General features: G+C 62.9%; 14 protein-coding genes and 1 pseudogene. 5 read left to right on the top strand and 10 right to left on the bottom strand.

Translation table 11 applies throughout. The features are described from left to right. Positions 1 to 67 precede the first annotated feature (67 nt). The 3 genes from HFO71_RS30950 (at position 68) to HFO71_RS30940 (ending at position 3,997) form a co-directional block, all read left to right on the top strand. Positions 68 to 868 (top strand): BtpA family protein, encoded by an 801-nt coding sequence (locus HFO71_RS30950; RefSeq protein WP_132612514.1) that lies wholly within the window; start codon positions 68 to 70, stop codon positions 866 to 868. A 15-nt stretch (positions 869 to 883) separates the two neighbouring features. Continuing rightward, complete coding sequence (locus HFO71_RS30945; protein WP_221968981.1) at positions 884 to 2,365, top strand: FGGY-family carbohydrate kinase; 1,482 nt, start codon at positions 884 to 886, stop codon at positions 2,363 to 2,365. Between the two features lie 72 nt (positions 2,366 to 2,437). After that, entirely contained in the window at positions 2,438 to 3,997 is a 1,560-nt protein-coding gene (locus tag HFO71_RS30940) for a gamma-glutamyltransferase family protein (protein ID WP_132612755.1), read from the top strand. 449 nt (positions 3,998 to 4,446) lie between these two features. Here HFO71_RS30940 and HFO71_RS30935 read toward each other — a convergent pair whose 3' ends face one another. Beyond that, positions 4,447 to 6,408, bottom strand: a complete 1,962-nt coding sequence (locus HFO71_RS30935) for an elongation factor G (protein WP_132612518.1) — start codon at positions 6,406 to 6,408, stop codon at positions 4,447 to 4,449. A 235-nt stretch (positions 6,409 to 6,643) separates the two neighbouring features. Here HFO71_RS30935 and HFO71_RS30930 point away from each other — a divergent pair. Next, positions 6,644 to 6,803, top strand: a pseudogene (locus HFO71_RS30930) (integrase core domain-containing protein); the annotation flags it as partial. A 110-nt stretch (positions 6,804 to 6,913) separates the two neighbouring features. Here HFO71_RS30930 and lpdA read toward each other — a convergent pair. From lpdA to HFO71_RS30895, 7 genes are all read right to left on the bottom strand, one after another. After that, positions 6,914 to 8,311, bottom strand: a complete 1,398-nt coding sequence (gene lpdA, locus HFO71_RS30925; protein ID WP_221988866.1) for a dihydrolipoyl dehydrogenase — start codon at positions 8,309 to 8,311, stop codon at positions 6,914 to 6,916. A gap of 5 nt (positions 8,312 to 8,316) precedes the next feature. Next, the gene (locus HFO71_RS30920; protein ID WP_221988864.1) at positions 8,317 to 9,558 is read right to left on the bottom strand and encodes a dihydrolipoamide acetyltransferase family protein; all 1,242 of its coding nucleotides are present in this window, start codon (positions 9,556 to 9,558) and stop codon (positions 8,317 to 8,319) included. Positions 9,559 to 9,561: 3 nt separating this feature from the next. Further along, positions 9,562 to 10,575: an alpha-ketoacid dehydrogenase subunit beta gene (locus tag HFO71_RS30915; RefSeq protein ID WP_168285732.1), complete on the bottom strand. Its 1,014-nt coding sequence runs from the start codon at positions 10,573 to 10,575 to the stop codon at positions 9,562 to 9,564. Between the two features lies 1 nt (position 10,576). Then, on the bottom strand, positions 10,577 to 11,809 hold the full coding sequence (locus tag HFO71_RS30910; RefSeq protein WP_130718617.1) for a 3-methyl-2-oxobutanoate dehydrogenase (2-methylpropanoyl-transferring) subunit alpha: 1,233 nt from the start codon (positions 11,807 to 11,809) through the stop codon (positions 10,577 to 10,579). A 62-nt stretch (positions 11,810 to 11,871) separates the two neighbouring features. Further along, positions 11,872 to 12,999 carry an acyl-CoA dehydrogenase family protein gene (locus tag HFO71_RS30905; protein WP_221977924.1) on the bottom strand — a complete coding sequence of 376 codons (1,128 nt, stop codon included), beginning with the start codon at positions 12,997 to 12,999 and terminating at the stop codon, positions 11,872 to 11,874. Continuing rightward, positions 12,996 to 14,204: an acetyl-CoA C-acyltransferase gene (locus HFO71_RS30900; protein WP_221988863.1), complete on the bottom strand. Its 1,209-nt coding sequence runs from the start codon at positions 14,202 to 14,204 to the stop codon at positions 12,996 to 12,998. Before HFO71_RS30900 ends, HFO71_RS30905 begins: the two co-directional genes overlap by 4 nt. 23 nt (positions 14,205 to 14,227) lie before the next feature. After that, positions 14,228 to 14,995 (bottom strand): SDR family NAD(P)-dependent oxidoreductase, encoded by a 768-nt coding sequence (locus HFO71_RS30895; protein WP_221988861.1) that lies wholly within the window; start codon positions 14,993 to 14,995, stop codon positions 14,228 to 14,230. An 81-nt stretch (positions 14,996 to 15,076) separates the two neighbouring features. Here HFO71_RS30895 and HFO71_RS30890 point away from each other — a divergent pair, with 81 nt between their 5' ends. After that, positions 15,077 to 16,162: an AraC family transcriptional regulator gene (locus tag HFO71_RS30890; RefSeq protein WP_221980368.1), complete on the top strand. Its 1,086-nt coding sequence runs from the start codon at positions 15,077 to 15,079 to the stop codon at positions 16,160 to 16,162. On the opposite strand, the gene HFO71_RS30885 is transcribed toward HFO71_RS30890, so the two are convergent. Both HFO71_RS30885 and HFO71_RS30880 read right to left on the bottom strand, forming a co-directional pair. Beyond that, positions 16,136 to 16,555: a hypothetical protein gene (locus tag HFO71_RS30885; protein ID WP_077980957.1), complete on the bottom strand. Its 420-nt coding sequence runs from the start codon at positions 16,553 to 16,555 to the stop codon at positions 16,136 to 16,138. The two genes, HFO71_RS30890 and HFO71_RS30885, sit on opposite strands and share 27 nt — an antisense overlap. Next, positions 16,545 to 16,805 (bottom strand): type II toxin-antitoxin system Phd/YefM family antitoxin, encoded by a 261-nt coding sequence (locus HFO71_RS30880; RefSeq protein ID WP_011654326.1) that lies wholly within the window; start codon positions 16,803 to 16,805, stop codon positions 16,545 to 16,547. The genes HFO71_RS30885 and HFO71_RS30880 overlap by 11 nt, the downstream gene beginning before the upstream one ends. Positions 16,806 to 16,847: the final 42 nt, after the last annotated feature.

The raw sequence follows: 16,847 nt of genomic DNA, 5'->3' as shown, positions 1-16,847 counted from the left end.
TGCCCGTTCCCGCATCCGTCCCCGGCGGATGACTGTTCCACTCGATTTCGCTTCAGGGAGTTCCCGCATGGTCTTCGACTTTTTTGGCGTCAAGAAGAAGGCGGTCATCGCGATGGCGCATATCGGAGCCCTGCCCGGCTCGCCCGCCTATGACGCCGCCGCCGGTGTGAACAAGCTCGTCGACGACGTGCTTTCCGACATCGAGAAGCTGCAGGCAGGCGGCGTCGACGCCATCATGTTCGGCAACGAGAACGACCGGCCCTACGTCTTCCAGGCGCCGCCGGAAGGGCTGGCGACGATGACCGCGATCGTCGAGCGGGTGAAACCGCAATTGACCGTGCCGTTCGGCGTCAACTATCTCTGGGATCCCTCGGCAAGCGTTGCTATCGGCGCAGTGACGGGCGCGAGCTTCGTTCGCGAGATCTTCACCGGCGTCTTCGCTTCCGACATGGGCATCTGGCAGCCGGATTGCGCCAAGGCGGCACGGCTGCGACATAGCCTCGGCCGCGACGATATGAAGATGCTCTTCAACATTAACGCGGAATTTGCCCATTCGCTGGACCAGCGATCGATTGAACTCAGGGCGAAGAGTGCCGTGTTCTCGTCGCTCGCCGATGCCATCCTGGTGTCGGGACCACTGACCGGACAGGCGGTCGATCAATCGGACCTCAGGCGTGTCTGCGAGACGGTCAAGGATGTCCCTGTCTTTGCTAATACCGGCGTCAACAAGGACAATGTGCGCGACATATTGAGCGTTGCCAGCGGCGTCATCATCGGCACGCATTTCAAGGTGGACGGCAATACCTGGAACCCAGTCGACGGCGACCGGGTAAAGCGCTTCATGGAGATCGTCGAGGCGCTGCGCTGAACGAGAGGAACCGCCATGTCCATCACGCTCGGCCTCGATATCGGCACCACCTCCACCATCGGCATCTTGATCGAGCTGCCGAACCGCGTGCTCGGGCTCACCTCACGACCGTCGACGCTTCATTCGCCGCAGCACGGCTGGGCCGAGGAAGACCCGGCGGAATGGTGGGCGAATGTCTGTGAGATCACCAGGGAACTGATTGCAACGAGCGGGATCGAGGCTAGGCAAATCTCGGCCGTCGGCGTAACCGGCATGCTGCCGGCCGTCGTGTTGCTCGATGACGCCGGCTACGTGCTGAGGCCGAGCATCCAGCAGAGCGACGGGCGCTGCGGTGAGCAGGTCGAGGAACTTAGGGCCGAGTGGAATGAGGCGGATTTTCTCGCGAAGGCGGGAAACGGCATCAACCAGCAGCTGGTGACGGCGAAGCTGCGCTGGATCGCACGGCATGAGCCCGCGGTCTTCCAGCGCATTGCCACGGTCATGGGTTCCTATGATTTCATCAACTGGAAACTGACCGGAGAAAAGGCGATCGAGCAGAACTGGGCGCTGGAAGCTGGCTTCGTCGATATCAACACCGACAGGCTCGACGACGAACTGATCGAGCTTGCGAGGGTCCGGCGGGACGCTATTCCCAGGAAGGCCGCTTCGCATGAGGTGCTTGGCCATGTGACCGATGAGGCGTCCAAGGCGACGGGGCTCGCACCCGGAACGCCTGTTATCGGCGGAGCAGCCGACATGATCGCCTCGGCCTTCGGCGCGGGGATCAACAAGGCGGGCGACGTGCTGCTGAAATTCGGGGGTGCCGTCGATATCCTGACGGCAACGGATGTCGTGCGGCCCGATCGTCGCATGTTTCTCGATTATCATCTGGTTCCGGGGCTTTACATGCCGAACGGCTGCATGTCGACCGGCGGCTCGGGGCTCAACTGGTTCATCAGCATCTTCGCCGGACGCGAGCAGATCGCGGCAAAGGCGGAGGGAATATCCGTGCACCACTATCTCGATCGGCTGGCGGCGGCATGCGCGCCCGGCGCGGACGGGCTGACGATCCTGCCTTACTTCCTCGGCGAGAAGACGCCGATCCATGATGCCGGTGCGCGCGGCCTGATTGACGGGCTGACGCTGTCGCATCATACCGGCCATCTCTGGCGGGCGATGCTGGAAGCCTACGCCTATGCGCTGCGCCATCATATCGACGTGCTGAACGACATCGGCCATCCGACGACGCGTTTCATCGTTTCCGACGGAGGATCGCAGAGCCGTATCTGGATGCAGATCGTTTCCGACGTGCTGCAGCAGCCACTGCAGGGTCTCACCGGCCATCCCGGCTCCTGCCTCGGTGTCGCCTGGGCCGCGGCGATCGGTGCCGGACTGACCGAGGATTGGTCCGGTGTGACCGCCTTTGTCGGCCAAGGTGACAGAATCGTCCCCAATCCCGACAATGCAGCGGTTTATGATCGAGGTTATCGGACCTATCGCGCGCTTTACAGGCCATAGACCCAGCGAGATTTGAGCGTGACGACACCGGCAGAACGGGATTCCACGAGACAGGCAGCCGGGCGCGGCGGCATGGTAACAAGCCCGCATGCGCTGGCGAGCGAGGCAGGCGCGGCGATCCTGCGAGCCGGCGGCAATGCGCTTGAGGCTACGATCGCCATCGGCAGCACCGTTGCCGTCGTCTACCCGCATTTCTGCGGGCTTGGCGGCGATTCCGTCTGGATCGTTGCTGATCGCAGCGGGCGGAAAACATGTTTTCTTGGCATCGGCCAGGCGGCGCGGAAATTGCCGGATTTCGGCGGCAGCATTCCGCTGCGCGGGCCGCTTTCGGCGCTGACCTCGGCCTGCGCCGTCGATGCGTGGCGGCACGCTCATGACTATTCCGCGCGGCACTGGGGCGGAAAGATCGATTTTTCCGTCTTGCTTGCCAATGCGATCCGCCATGCCGAAGAGGGCTTTCCTGTTACACGCTCGCAGAGCTTCTGGCTTGCCTTCCGGCAGGCGGAGGCAGCCGGCTGGCCGGGTTTTGCCGCACTCTTCATGCGGGATGGCGCGGCGCCGGAAACGGGCAGTCTGTTTCGACAGGAGAATTTGGCGCTATCGCTTTCGCTGATTGCCCGTGATGGGCCGCGTTCATTCTACGAGGGCGCGCTCGGCACGAGGATTGCGGCGGGCCTGCAGGCGGCGGGTTCTCCGCTGACTGCCGACGATCTCAAGGCAACCCGAACGCGCGAAGTGGCACCCGTCAGTCTCTCGTATCGCGGCTTCGAGCTGCTTGCGCCGCCGCCGCCGACACAGGGTCTGTCGACGCTGGCGATCATGGGCATTCTCGCCCATTTCAATCTTGCCGCCCAAAAGGCCGGCAGCGCCGATCATTTCCATCTCTGCGTCGAAGCCGTCAAACGCGCTTTCCTAGACCGCGGCGGCATTGCTGATCCCGATGTCGTGCCGCAGCCGGTGGAGGAATGGCTGAGCGCGCAGCATCTTGCACAGGCGGCAGCCTCCATTGATCCAGCACGAGCGCTCGAATGGCCGGCGCCCTTTCGCAGCGGCGACACCGTGTTCTTTGCCGCAACCGACGCAGAGGGCGGCAGCGTCAGCGTCTTGCAGAGCACGTATTTCGACTGGGGCAGCGGCGTGGTGGTCGGCGATACGGGTATTCTCTGGCAGAACCGCGGGGCGGCCTTTTCGTCCGATCCCAAGCATGTCAATGCCATCGCACCCGGCAAACGGCCTTTCTATACTTTGAATCCCGGCCTCGGCCTGCGCAACGGCAAGCCCGCCCTGCTCTACGGCACGCAGGGCGCCGACGGCCAGCCGCAGACGCTGGCAATGCTGCTGACCCGATTGATCGACTTCGACGAGGAACCAGCAGCAGCGCTGGCCGGTCCACGCTTTCTTCTCGGCAAGACCTTTTCCGACAGCCGTGACAGCCTCAAGCTGGAAAGCGATGCCGGCGAAGCGGTGTTTGCCGAACTGGCCGCACGAGGCCACGCACTGTCACCGATCGAGGCGCAGAGCCCGCTTGCAGGGCAGGCAGGCGTAATCGTTATCGACGAGGACGGCATGGCGACCGGCGCGCATGATCCACGTGGCGACGGATTGGCGATCGGGTCTCCTCCGGCGGCATGAGTTATGGGGTTATGCGTCGGCGAGACGCGTTCAAACGCAAGGAAGCGGGCAAAAGCTAATAATTGATCAGACGGACCGCTGATGACAGTTCCCGAGCATCGTGCTCCCAGCAGATCGGCGACGTTCTCCGCACTGGGTATCATTCCGCTATGGATTCGAAAGTCGCCGAGGATTCCAGTGGGAGGCCTTAGCGCTTCAGGGGGAATGGACCGCTGGGGGATATCCGGGTACTTGCAGGCGATCTTCGTGAGAGACGCCGGTGGTCACTGGATAGACGGTCCGAATATGCTGTCGGCCACCGCCGTTGTGATCTCGGCACAATCGACCTCGCTCATCCCCGAAGCAAGCCCCAACCGCGGGCCTGTGCTACTACAACTGCAAACGTTCCAGGCACGTAAGGGCGGCGTGAGCCCGGCTCTGTGAACGAGCATGAAGTGGCGCGAACGTTTTCAGTGTGCGGTGCCTGGTTTCTCGTTTGCCCTCACAATGGCGTCCGCTTCCTTGCCGTATAGTTCCTCGAAGTGATCGAAGGTCTTGGAAAAATAACCGATGCCCTGCGTCGCCGAGCGCAGCGCCCGCGCCAGATCGTTAAGTGCGCCACCCGGAACGAGCGCCCGGAAGATGTCCCATCCCTTGGCGGTTTCATCACGGTCGAAGCCGAGAACCTGACCGTTGAGAGCGGAGACGATCTGGACAAGGCTGCCTGAATAGACCGCCGGGATGTGGAACTCGCCGCGGAAGACCGGCTGCATCAACACCGTCGATCCTTCGGAAAGCGCCTGTCGCACCCCCATTTTCGACGCTGTCCGGAAGGCGTGTTCCGAACTGTCGACGGTATGGTGCTGACCATCTAACAGCGTTACGCCGACATCGATGACTTCGAAGCCTAGCGGTCCTTTCTCCATCGCTTCGCGCGCGCCCGCTTCGACGGCAGGGATGTAATTGCGCGGAACGGCGCCGCCTTTGATGGTTTCGCCAAAGGTGAAGCCCTGGCCGCGCTCGTTGGGGTGAATGCTCAACTTCACATCCGCGAATTGCCCGGCACCGCCGGTCTGTTTGCGATGGCGGTAATGAACCTCCAATGGTTTTGTGATCGTCTCGCGGTAGACTGGGCTGGGCGTTCGGTCTGTCACGGAGATATGAAAGACATCGGACAGCGTTCGGCAGAGATCACGCAGATGTACCGGCCCCTGGGCGCGGACGAATTGAGCGCCCGTGCCTTCCTCCTGCAAGACTTCCAGACCGCGATCCGTCTCGGAAAGTTTCGCCAGCGTTTCGGAAAGTTTGTTTTCATCGCGCTCACTGCCCGGAATTAGGATCCTTTCAAGCATCGGCGTGGGTGGTTCCGTCCACTCAGGCGGGGCGACCACCGCGCCGGAGGTCAACAGCGAAGGGACGGGCAGATGGTCGGACTTGACCGTCGCGAAGACATCCCCCGGCGCAGGCAGAACCGCCAAATTAGACCGCCCGTTTGCGAGATTTTGTACGGCGCCGAGGCTGGAGCCACCAAGTGATGCGCCTTGCCGCAGTCCCTCGCCAAGTGCGCGCACGAGCACCGTCTTGCCGACATTCTGGCGATGATAGGCATGGAAGCTCAAGGCCACCAGCTTGCCTTCATCGACAGTTCCCGTGTGAGCGAGACGCTGCCGAAGAACCCCTACCGGCGGCGCCTCGTGGCGCAGCGCCTTCATCAGCCTCGTCATGCCGTTGCCGTGAATTGCAGCACCGATCAGGACCGGGATAATTCTGTTTTCTCTTAGAACCCGTGATGAAATGGCATAGAGGGCATCACTGGGTGGCTCGCGATCTTCGATCAGTTCCTCGAGAAGCCAGTCATCGAATTCGGACAGGTGTTCCAGGAGCTCGCTGCGCGCTTCGTGCTCGCGTTCGGCGGCGCTTTCGGGGATTGCGATCAGCGCCGAAGTCTGGCCTTCCCGGTATCGCCACGCCCGTTCCGAAATCAGATCGCAACTGCCAATGACCCTGTCCCCCTCGCGGATCGGGATCTGGCGAAGCAAAAGCGTGTGGTTGGCGTAGTCTTGAAGCGCGGCGATCACGTCCCTCAACCGCCCTCGCGGTTCGTCCATCCGGTTGACGAAGAGGATGCAAGGCGTCCCCGAGGCTTCGACTATCCGCAGATAGGGCGCGGCGAGCACAGCCTCCTCGGGTGCCGATGAAACGCACAGTATGCAGGCGTCGCTGGCAAGAAGCGCGTGCTGCGCATGCGCCAACGCTTCGTTGGGTCCTGGCGCATCCAGTGCACACCACGCCTCGTTTCCGAAGGTGAATTCTGTGAGGTTCAATCCATAAGGGGAGCTGGATTTTCTCGGCGTTCCCTCCAGGGAGCCGAGCTTTTCCACGATTGTCGATTTTCCGGTCTGCGAGGGTCCAAGCACGGTGAAGCAGCGCATCAGCCTTCCTCCAACTGCCATAAACACAATTTTCAGCCATCATAGGATGCCCTGAACTGCTGCAAGGCGCCAGAGGTGTTCAGTGTCACAACGCTTGATCTGGACTTGCATTTGAGGCTGATCCATTCAGGTGCAGAGAACGCATTGACGAATTTGCGATATCGACGTCTATGCGCGACGAACCACTGCCATTGTTTGCAGCCGCGCCCGAACGGGCGATCGCCAAGCAGCAGGAGCCGAATGCCTGAACCAGCACTGGTTCCTGACCCTTGCGGATGCCCGCAAAAGATGGAGGATTGGCGTAGAGACTATAACGAGTTCGGCCACATGGCGCGATCGGCAACAAGGTGCCGATCTCGCTTTTGAACGGCTCATCGGCACCCTCGCCGAGCTGAGCCATACCCCCGAAACTTCCAGCTCCCGCTGGCCCAAAAATCGGGGAGCATCTTAAAAAAACCGCTGGAGCAAATTCAAAACTGGCCCAGGACGCCGAAAGCGCTTGAACTCAGATATGCAGCGCACTTCCCAAAGCTTTAAGCGCCGCCTCCGTGACCGCTTCGCTGCGGGTCGGGTGCGCGTGGATGGTGCCGGCGATGTCTTCCAGGCGCGCACCCATCTCGATGGCGAGGGCAAAAGCCGCCGAGAGTTCGGAAACCCCGGCTCCCGCCGCCTGCAGGCCGAGCACGAGATTGGTGTCGGCGCGGGCCACAACGCGCACGAAACCCTCTTCGGACAGCATCGTCATTGCCCGTCCGTTGGCGCTGAACGGAAACTGGCCGGTGCGAATTTCATAGCCTTGCGCCTTCGCCTCCGCCGGCGACAAGCCGGCGCTGACGATCTCCGGGTCGGTAAAGCAGATGGCGGGAATGCATCTTTTGTCCCAGGCGCGCTTCTTTCCGGCGATGATTTCCGCCACCATCTCCCCTTGCGCCATGGCCCGATGGGCAAGCATCGGCTCGCCGGTTACGTCTCCGATCGCATAGATGCCGCGCATCGAGGTGCGGCAACGGTCGTCGATCCGGAGATAGGGACCGGCACGATCGAGATCGAGCTCTTCGAGACCGGATCCTGCGGTTCTTGGGCGGCGGCCGACGGTGACGAGGACACGGTCCGCCGGCAGGGTCTCTCGCCGGCCATCCGGCGTTTCGACGATCAATGCCTCGCCATTGTCGGCAAGGCCGATCGCCTTCGCACCCGTCAACACCCGGATACCGCCTTCGGCCAGCTTGCGCATGACGGGCCGCACCAGCTCGGCATCATATTGCGGCAGCACCTGCGGCGTCGCCTCGACGACCGTCACATCAGACCCCATCTTGGCAAAGGCGGTCCCGAGCTCCAGCCCGATATAACCGCCACCGACCACAACGAGCTTTTTTGGCAGATCTATCAGCGACAGCGCCTCTGTCGAGGAAATGACGCGGCCGCCGAAAGGCAGGTTCGCAAGCTCCACCGGATCCGAACCGGTGGCGATCACCACCGTCTCGGCGCGGATGATCTGCTGGCCAATTTCCGTCTCCACCTCCACCGTCTTGCCGTCACGGAAGTGGGCGCGGCCATGAACGATCTTGACCCGCGCCTTCTGCAGCAGCCCCGAAACACCGCTGGTCAAGCGGCCGACGATCCCGTCCTTCCAAGCAATCGTCCTCATGAGGTCGATCGAGGCGCCTTCGACGCGGATGCCCATCGGGTTTTTTCCGGCAAGCATCTTTTGCGTCGCGTCGAATTCCTCCGCCGCATGGATCAACGCCTTGGAGGGAATGCAGCCGACCGTCAGGCAGGTGCCGCCCGGCTTGCCGGCCTCGACGATAACAGTATCGATGCCGAGCTGTCCGGCGCGGATGGCGCAGACATAACCGCCCGGACCGGCGCCGATGACGAGGAGCTTGCAGACGATCTCTTTCATTGATCTCAGCCTTCGATAAAAATGAGCGCCGGCGTTTCGATGAGCGTGCGGATGCGCTGCACGAAGTTTGCCGCATCCCAGCCGTCGATAATGCGATGATCGAAGCTGGAGGAGAGGTTCATCATCTTGCGCGGCACGAACTGCGTGCCGTCCCAGACCGGTCGTGTGGCGATCTTGTTGACGCCGATGATCGCCACTTCTGGATGATTGATGATGGGTGTCGAGACAATGCCGCCAAGTGCGCCGAGCGAGCTGATGGTGATGGTGGAGCCGGACAGCTCATCGCGTGTCGCAGTACCCGATCGCGCCGCTTCCGCCAGCCGGTTCATCTCGGCGGCGCAATCCCAGATGCCGCGGGCTTCCGCGTGCCGCACCACCGGCACGGTCAAACCGGCCGGCGTCTGCGTGGCGATGCCGATATGCACGGCACTGTAGCGCGTGATGATGCCGGCATCGTCGTCGAAAGTGGCGTTGACGTCAGGCTGCTCGGAAATGGCCTTGACCAGCGCCCGCATCAGGAAGGGCAGAACCGTCAGCTTCGGATGACCTTCCCTGCGGTCGCCGTTCATGGTGGCGCGCAACTCTTCGAGCGCGGTCATATCCACTTCCTCCACATAGGTGATGTGGGGAATACGCGAGGCGGAGAGCACCATCTTCTCGGCGATGCGGCGGCGCAGGCCGGTCAGCTTGATCTCATCGGTCGCCGTCTTCCTGGCAAAGCCGTTCTTTGCCGTTGCAGGCGCGGTCCCATGGCCTAGGAATTGCTCGATATCCTCGCGCAGGATGCGCCCGGCCGGTCCGGTCGCCTGCACTTGTCTCAGATCGACGCCGCTTTCCCTGGCGAAGAGCCGCACGGAGGGAGCGGCAAGCGGCTTTTCCCCCGGCGCCGGCACTGGCGCCGCCGCAGGGGCTGGCACTGCGGGAGCAGATCTTGCAACGTCGGTCCTGATCGCCTCAACAATCGGCTTCTGCGAAATCCCAACGGACTGAGCCTCGCCGACATCTCCCGCCGTCTCGATCCGTACCAGCGGAGCCTTGACCGCGATCCGGTCTCCGACCTCGCCGGCAAGCCAGATGACGGTGCCACTGACGGGAGACGGAATTTCCACGGTGGCCTTGTCGGTCATGACGGCGGCGATCACCATGTCCTCGCGGACGGGATCTCCCGTCTTCACATGCCATTCTACGATCTCGGCCTCGGCGACCCCTTCCCCGACATCGGGCATCTTGATGATGAATTCGCGCACGGCTCAGGCCTCCATGACTTCGGCAAGCGCCCGCCCGACACGGCCGGGACCGGGGAAATAGTCCCACTCCTGCGCATGCGGATAGGGCGTGTCCCAGCCGGCAACACGCACGACCGGCGCTTCGAGATGATAGAAGCATTGTTCCTGTACCAGCGCCACGACTTCGGCGCCGAAGCCGGATGTCAGGGTTGCCTCATGCACGACGACGCAGCGTCCCGTCTTCGAGACCGATTTGACGATCGTATCGAGATCGAGCGGCAGCAGGCTTCTCAAATCGATCACCTCGGCATCGATGCCGGCATCCTCGGCTGCGGCAAGCGCCACATGCACCATGGTGCCGTAGGCAACCACCGTCACCGCCGATCCGGCGCGCCGCACTTCGGCCTTGCCGATCGGGATGGTGTAGTGGCCGTCCGGCACCTCCCCGAGGTCGTGTTTCGACCAGGGCGTCACCGGCCGCTCGTGATGGCCGTCGAAGGGGCCGTTATAGAGCCGCTTCGGCTCCAGGAACATGACGGGGTCGGGATCCTCGATCGCCGCGATCAGCAAGCCTTTGGCGTCATAGGGATTGGAAGGCACGATCACCTTCAGCCCGCAGACATGGGTAAAAAGCGCCTCCGGACTCTGGCTGTGTGTCTGGCCGCCGAAGATGCCGCCGCCGGTCGGCATGCGCACGACGATCGGGCAGGTGAAATCGCCGTTGGAACGGTAGCGGATGCGCGCCGCCTCCTGCGTCAGCTGGTCATAGGCCGGATACATGTAATCGGCGAACTGGATTTCGACACAGGGTTTCAGCCCATAGGCCGCCATGCCGATCGCCGTGCCGACGATGCCGGATTCGCTGATCGGCGTATCGAAGCAGCGCGTTCTGCCGTATTTTGCCTGCAGGCCCTGTGTGCTGCGAAAGACGCCGCCGAAATAACCGACATCCTCGCCGAAAACGACGACATTGTCGTCACGTGCCATCGAAACGTCCATGGCACTGCGCACGGCCTCGATCATCGTCATTCTGGACATGTCAGTACCCCGCCTTCTGTCGCTGGCGGCGGATATGCGGCGGCATCTCGGCATAGACGCCCTCGAAAATGTCGCGCACCGAAGGCCTGCCGCCGGCATGCAGCGTGCCATGCGCCTCTGCCTGGCGCTGCGCCTCGATCACCTCATCCATGATTTCGGCTTCGGCCTGCACATGCCGTTCCTCCGACCATGCGCCCTTGACGATCAGATGTTTCTTCAGCCGCAGCACGGGATCGCCGAGCGGCCAGGCCTCCGATTCCGTCTTGGGCCGATAGGCGCTCGGATCGTCGGAGGTCGAATGCGCGCCAACGCGATAGGTTACATATTCGATCAGCGTCGGCCCGAGATTGCGCCGGGCGCGCTCGGCCGCCCAGCGGGCGACGGCATGGACGGCGAGATAGTCGTTTCCGTCGACACGCAGCGCCGGAATGCCGAAGCCGAGGCCCCTCGCCGCGAAGGTGCCGGAACCACCGCGGGCAATGCCCTGGAAGGTCGAGATCGCCCACTGATTGTTGACGATGTTGAGGATGACCGGCGCCTTGTAGGTCGAGGCGAAAACGAGCGCCGAGTGGAAATCCGATTCCGCCGTCGATCCGTCGCCGATCCAGGCGGCGGCAATGCGGCTGTCGTTCTTGATCGCCGAAGCCATCGCCCAGCCGACAGCCTGCACATATTGGGTGGCGAGATTGCCCGAGATGGTGAAGAAGCCGTGCTCCTTGGAGGAATACATGATCGGCAGTTGCCGGCCGCGCAAAGGATCGCTCTCGTTCGAGTAGATCTGGTTCATCATCTCGACCATCGGATAGTCGTCGGCAATCAGCAGGCCGGCCTGGCGATAGGTCGGGAAATTCATATCGCCCTTCTCGAGCGCCTTGCGGAAGGCGCAGCTGACGGCCTCCTCGCCGAGATGCTGCATGTAGAAGGAGGTCTTGCCCTGCCGCTGCGCCATCAGCATGCGGGCGTCGAAGGCGCGCAGCTTCATCATGTTGCGAAGCCCTGTCAGCAACGCCTCATCGGAGAGCGACCCAGCCCAGGGACCGACCGCCTCGCCCTCGCGATTCAAAACGCGGATGATGGAATAGGCAAGGTCACGGATATCTTCGGATGCGACATCCACCTCCGGCCGCGGCACCGAACCGGCCTTGGCAATCTTGACGTTGGAAAAATCGGGCTGACCACCGGGGCGAACGGCGGGTTCGGGGACATGCAGGCTCAAACGAGCGGAATCCACCATGTCTTTCTTTCCTCCCTTTGCCGGCCTTGCTCCTCCTCCGGAAGCAGGGCCGGATGTGGTGCTTAGAGATTGCGGGCGATCACCATGCGCTGCACGTCGCTTGTTCCTTCATAGATCTGGCAGATGCGCACATCGCGGTAGATGCGCTCGACCGGATAATCGGCGATGTAGCCATAACCTCCATGGATCTGGATCGCGTCGGAACAGACGCGCTCGGCCATTTCGGAGGCAAAAAGTTTCGCCATCGAGGCTTCCGACAGGCAGGGCAGCCCAGCCTCTCTAAGCGAGGCGGCATGAAAAACCAGCTGCCGCGCCGCCTCGATCCGTACCGCCATATCGGCAAGGCGGAACGCAACGGCCTGGTGCTCGACGATCGGCTTGCCGAAGGCGATGCGCTCCCGGGCATAATCGCGCGCCGCCTCGAAGGCCGCCCGCGCCATGCCGACGGCTTGTGCCGCGATGCCGATCCGTCCGCCCTCGAGATTCGCGAGCGCGATGCGATAGCCCTCGCCTTCCGCACCGAGCCTGAGTTCTGCCGGAATGCGCATGCTGTTGAAGGCGATCTGGCAGGTATCGGAGGAATGCAGCCCAAGTTTTTGCTCAACACGGATCACCTCGTAGCCCGGCGTATCCGTCGGCACGATGAAGGCGGTAATGCCCTTCTTGCCGACATCGGGATCGGTCACGGCAAAGACGATGATGACATGACCGTTCTTGCCCGAGGTGATGAATTGCTTGGAACCGTCGAGCACATAGTGATCGCCGTCGCGGTGCGCCCGCGTCTTCAGGTTGGAGGCATCGGAACCGGCCTGCGGCTCGGTCAGCGCAAAGCCGCCAATCCATTCGCCGCTAGCCAGTTTCGGCAGGAAGCGCTGCCGCTGCTCCTCGGTCCCGAATTTGAGGATCGGCACACAACCGACGGAGCTATGCACGCTCATGATCGTAGAACAGGGTCCGTCGCCGGCGGCAATCTCCTCCAGCGCCGCCGCATAGGCAATCACACCCGTATCCGACCCGCCATAGGCCTCCGGCACCAGCATGCCGAGCAGCCCGAGTTCGCCCATTTCCTTCAATTCCTCGCGCGGGAAGAGATGCTCCCGGTCGCGTTTGGCCGCCCCGGGCGCCAGCCGGTCGCGGGCAAAGTCGCGGGCGAGATCCGAGATTTGCTGCTGGAGGTCGGAAAGGATCATCTGTTTCGCCCTCCCCGCTCGTGCCGTTCGATGGCGACAGCCGTCGCCTCGCCGCCGCCGATGCAGAGCGCGGCCATGCCGCGCTTCAGGTCGTATCGGTCCAGGGCGGCAAGCAGCGTCACCAGAATCCGCGCCCCCGAGGCGCCAATCGGATGGCCGAGCGCGCAGGCGCCGCCATGCACGTTCACTTTTTCATGCGGCAGGTTGAGATCACGCATCGCCGCCATGGCGACGACGGCGAAAGCCTCGTTGATTTCGAACAGATCGACCTCCGACAGCGGCAGACCAGTGCGATCGGACAGCTTCTGCAGCGCGCCGATCGGCGCGGTGGCAAAAAGATTGGGCGCCTGCGAATGGGTGGCATGACCAAGGATCGTCGCAAGCGGCCTGAGGCCGCGGCGCTCCGCCTCGGAACGGCGCATCAGCACAAGGGCTGCCGCGCCATCGGAGATCGAGCTGGAATTGGCGGCGGTCACCGTGCCACCCTCGCGGAAGGCGGGTTTCAGCGTCGGGATCTTGTCAAGCTTCGCCTTGCCGGGTTGTTCATCGCCGCTCGCCACCTGCTCGGCTTTGCCCGATTTCACCGTAACCGGCGCGATCTCGCTTTCGAAACAGCCTTCGGCAATCGCCTTCTGCGCCCGCGTCAGCGAGGCGATCGCGTAGTTGTCCTGCGCCTCGCGCGTGAACTGATAGGCCTCGGCGCAATCCTCCGCGAAGCTGCCCATCAAGCGCCCCTTGTCATAAGCATCCTCCAGCCCGTCGAGGAACATGTGATCCACGACACGCCCATGGCCGAGCCTGTAACCGCCACGGGCCTTGTCAAGAAGATAGGGCGCATTCGTCATGCTTTCCATGCCGCCTGCAACCGCCACGGAGGCGCTGCCGGCGGCGATCAGGTCATGCGCCATCATGACCGCCTTCATGCCCGAGCCGCACATCTTGTTGACGGTGCTGGCCGCGGTCGCGAAGGGCAGGCCGGCATGGATCGCCGCCTGGCGCGCCGGCGCCTGCCCCTGCCCCGCCGGCAGCACACAGCCGAAGACGACCTCCTCGATCGCCTCGGCCTCGACGCGGCTCCGCTGCAGTGCCGCCCGGATCGCGGTTGCTCCGAGTTCCGGCGCTGTCGCCTCCTTCAGCTCTCCCTGAAAGCTGCCGATCGGGGTGCGCGCCGCACCAACGATGACGATGGGATCCTGCAATGTCATGTTTCCTCCTCTGGGCAACGCGCTCAGCGCGCGCCCATCCGCAATGCGCCGTCGAGGCGGATGACCTCGCCGTTCAGCATGTTGTTTTCAAAGATATGACGCACCAGCCCGGCAAATTCCGCCGGACGGCCGAGCCGCGGCGGAAAGGGCACGCTCTTGCCGAGCGCCGCCTGAACCTCGGCCGGCATGTCAGCCATCATCGGTGTCTCGAAAATGCCGGGTGCGATCGACACGACGCGAATGCCGTGACGTGCAAGCTCGCGGGCGATCGGCAAGGTCATCGCCGCCACCCCGCCCTTGGAGGCGGCATAGGCTGCCTGGCCGATCTGGCCATCGAAGGCGGCAACCGAGGCCGTGCTGACGATGGCGCCGCGTTCGCCTTCCGCATCCGGCTCGGTATTCTGGATCGCTGCGGCGGCCAGCCGGATCATGTTGAACGTGCCGATGAGATTGATGGCAACCGTGCGCGCAAAACTCTCCAGCCGGTGCGGTCCGTCGCGGCCGATCACCTTTTCGGCCGGCGCCACGCCCGCGCAATTCACCAATCCGCGCAAGCCGCCGAAGGATTCGACAGCAGCGGCAACCACCGCCGCCCCCTCCTCGCCATCGGTCACGTCGGCCTTGACGAAGCGGGCATCGCTTCCGAATTCTCGGGCAAGCTCTTCGCCCGCTTGCATATTGAGATCGGCGATTGTCACGCGCCCGCCGGCCTCCACAAGCGCGCGCACTGTTGCCGCACCCAAGCCGGAGCCGCCGCCGGTCACGATGAAACTTGCTCCACGGATCAGCATGAATCTCTTCCTCCCTGCCGATCGCACCCCTCCATGCGCAACCGACGGATACGATTCTATTCGCTCCACCTATTGCAAGCGATGACAGAACTGCTCCATTATTTCGGCCAGTTTTGCCATAGCGAGGATAGAATGGCCGAGATCGAGCGACGCATGATCGCGCCTGGCTTCGTCGAGGAGGCACTCGACAGCCTGCGGCGGCTCGGCAAGCCGACGGCGCCGATCCTTGCCCGCCTCGGCCTGGCAACCCCGGTCGATCAGCCGGTTTCGGCAGAGACCTATGGCGCACTCTGGCTGGCGATCGCCGCCGAACTCGACGATGAATTCTTCGGCATGGGCGCACGGCCGATGCGGAGCGGCAGCTTCACGCTGCTCTGCCACTCCGTGCTGCATGCGCCGACGCTGGGTCACGCTCTGCGCCGGGCGCTGCGCTTCCTCGATGTCGTGGTCGACGATCCCCGGGGACGGCTCGTCATCCGCGACGGTCTGGCCGAGATCGAGCTCAGCGATGCCGGCGGCCCGCGTTCGGCCTTCGCCTACCGCACCTACTGGATCATCCTGCACGGCATCATCTGCTGGCTGGTCGGCCGGCGCATTCCGATCCGGCTCGTCGATTTCCGCTGCGCGGAACCCAAACAAGGGGCCGACTACCGGCTCTTCTTCGGCGCCCCGGTGCGTTTCTCGCAAGCCATCAGTCGGCTCGGCTTCGACAGCGCCTTGCTCGACCTGCCGGTGGCGCGCAGCGAACAGGCGCTCAAACAGTTCCTGCGCGGCGCGCCCGCCAATATTCTGATACGCTATCGCTATGATGCCGGCATCGCCGCCGCCGTCCGCCGGCGCTTGAACCAGGCAACGCCTGCCATGTGGCGGAGTTTTGCCGAGCTTGCCGCCGATATGCGCATGCCGCCCTCCACGCTCCGCCACCGCCTGCGCGACGAGGGACAAAGTTATGCCGCCATCAAGGACGACATCCGCCGCGACCTCGCCGTCGAACTGCTGCTGAACACGCCGAAGACCATCGGCGAGATTGCCGTGCATCTCGGCTATTCCGAGCCGAGCGCCTTCTTTCGGGCCTTCCGGAAATGGATGGACAAGAGCCCCGAGGTCTTTCGGCGGGACGGAGCGGAAATCGAGGGCATGTCAGTCGAATCGGTTGACCCGCCCTGACTGGCCTCGCGCTTTCGCGAACATGGCGGCAATCTTCATCATGAAGGACTTGCTGAAGCGACCAAGAACCGCCTGATGAGGTTCGATGTACCAGGAGCGCTCGACGATATCGTAATTGTATTCGTCGACGACGATCCAACTCTGTTTGAGATCACCGAGACCGGCCCGCCGGCGTTCGATATCAGGAATTTCCAGGCCAACCCTTCCCACTTCCGGCGGCTGTGTGGTGATTGCCAGAAGGACGAGATGGGTGTTTCCATCGCCAGCACTGCGGATCGCGATGACGACACAGACTGGGCGCCGTTTGCGCCCCTCGGTCTCACCACGCTGCTGTTGCCATGCCCAGAGATAGGGATAGGTTATCACCTCGCCAGGACGAAACTCATGGTTCATCGTCGTAGCTTTCCCCGCGCGCCAGCCGCTCAATCGCCTCGTCGAACAATTCGGCATGCTCGTCCGGCATCTCCGAAATGTGATGCGCACGACGCGGGTCCCCGCCGCTGCGCATTCGCTGATAGTGCTCATAGCTCATCAGCACGAAACGTGGCTTGTTGTGGCGGGTGAGAATAACCGGCTCGCGGCTCGCGACATCGGTGACATCGCCGATCTGTTTGTTGAGATCACCTGTCGTGAACTGTCGCATAAAAATCTCTCCGGTTTAATTCCATATATTCCATATATTCCA

The organism is Rhizobium laguerreae (genome assembly GCF_019778565.1).
GTDB lineage: Bacteria > Pseudomonadota > Alphaproteobacteria > Rhizobiales > Rhizobiaceae > Rhizobium > Rhizobium laguerreae.
The sequence above is the reverse complement of the archived record's forward strand: the minus strand, read 5'-3'. Positions and strand labels throughout refer to the sequence as shown.

Bases quoted from the DNA above. Each gene is read 5' to 3' on its own strand.
- HFO71_RS30950 (WP_132612514.1), top strand. From the start codon at position 68: ATGGTCTTCGACTTTTTTGGCGTCAAGAAGAAGGCGGTCATCGCGATG.
- HFO71_RS30945 (WP_221968981.1), top strand. From the start codon at position 884: ATGTCCATCACGCTCGGCCTCGATATCGGCACCACCTCCACCATCGGC.
- HFO71_RS30940 (WP_132612755.1), top strand. From the start codon at position 2,438: ATGGTAACAAGCCCGCATGCGCTGGCGAGCGAGGCAGGCGCGGCGATC.
- HFO71_RS30935 (WP_132612518.1), bottom strand. From the start codon at position 6,408: ATGCGCTGCTTCACCGTGCTTGGACCCTCGCAGACCGGAAAATCGACA.
- lpdA (WP_221988866.1), bottom strand. From the start codon at position 8,311: ATGAAAGAGATCGTCTGCAAGCTCCTCGTCATCGGCGCCGGTCCGGGC.
- HFO71_RS30915 (WP_168285732.1), bottom strand. From the start codon at position 10,575: ATGTCCAGAATGACGATGATCGAGGCCGTGCGCAGTGCCATGGACGTT.
- HFO71_RS30910 (WP_130718617.1), bottom strand. From the start codon at position 11,809: ATGGTGGATTCCGCTCGTTTGAGCCTGCATGTCCCCGAACCCGCCGTT.
- HFO71_RS30905 (WP_221977924.1), bottom strand. From the start codon at position 12,999: ATGATCCTTTCCGACCTCCAGCAGCAAATCTCGGATCTCGCCCGCGAC.
- HFO71_RS30900 (WP_221988863.1), bottom strand. From the start codon at position 14,204: ATGACATTGCAGGATCCCATCGTCATCGTTGGTGCGGCGCGCACCCCG.
- HFO71_RS30895 (WP_221988861.1), bottom strand. From the start codon at position 14,995: ATGCTGATCCGTGGAGCAAGTTTCATCGTGACCGGCGGCGGCTCCGGC.
- HFO71_RS30890 (WP_221980368.1), top strand. From the start codon at position 15,077: ATGACAGAACTGCTCCATTATTTCGGCCAGTTTTGCCATAGCGAGGAT.
- HFO71_RS30885 (WP_077980957.1), bottom strand. From the start codon at position 16,555: ATGAACCATGAGTTTCGTCCTGGCGAGGTGATAACCTATCCCTATCTC.
- HFO71_RS30880 (WP_011654326.1), bottom strand. From the start codon at position 16,805: ATGCGACAGTTCACGACAGGTGATCTCAACAAACAGATCGGCGATGTC.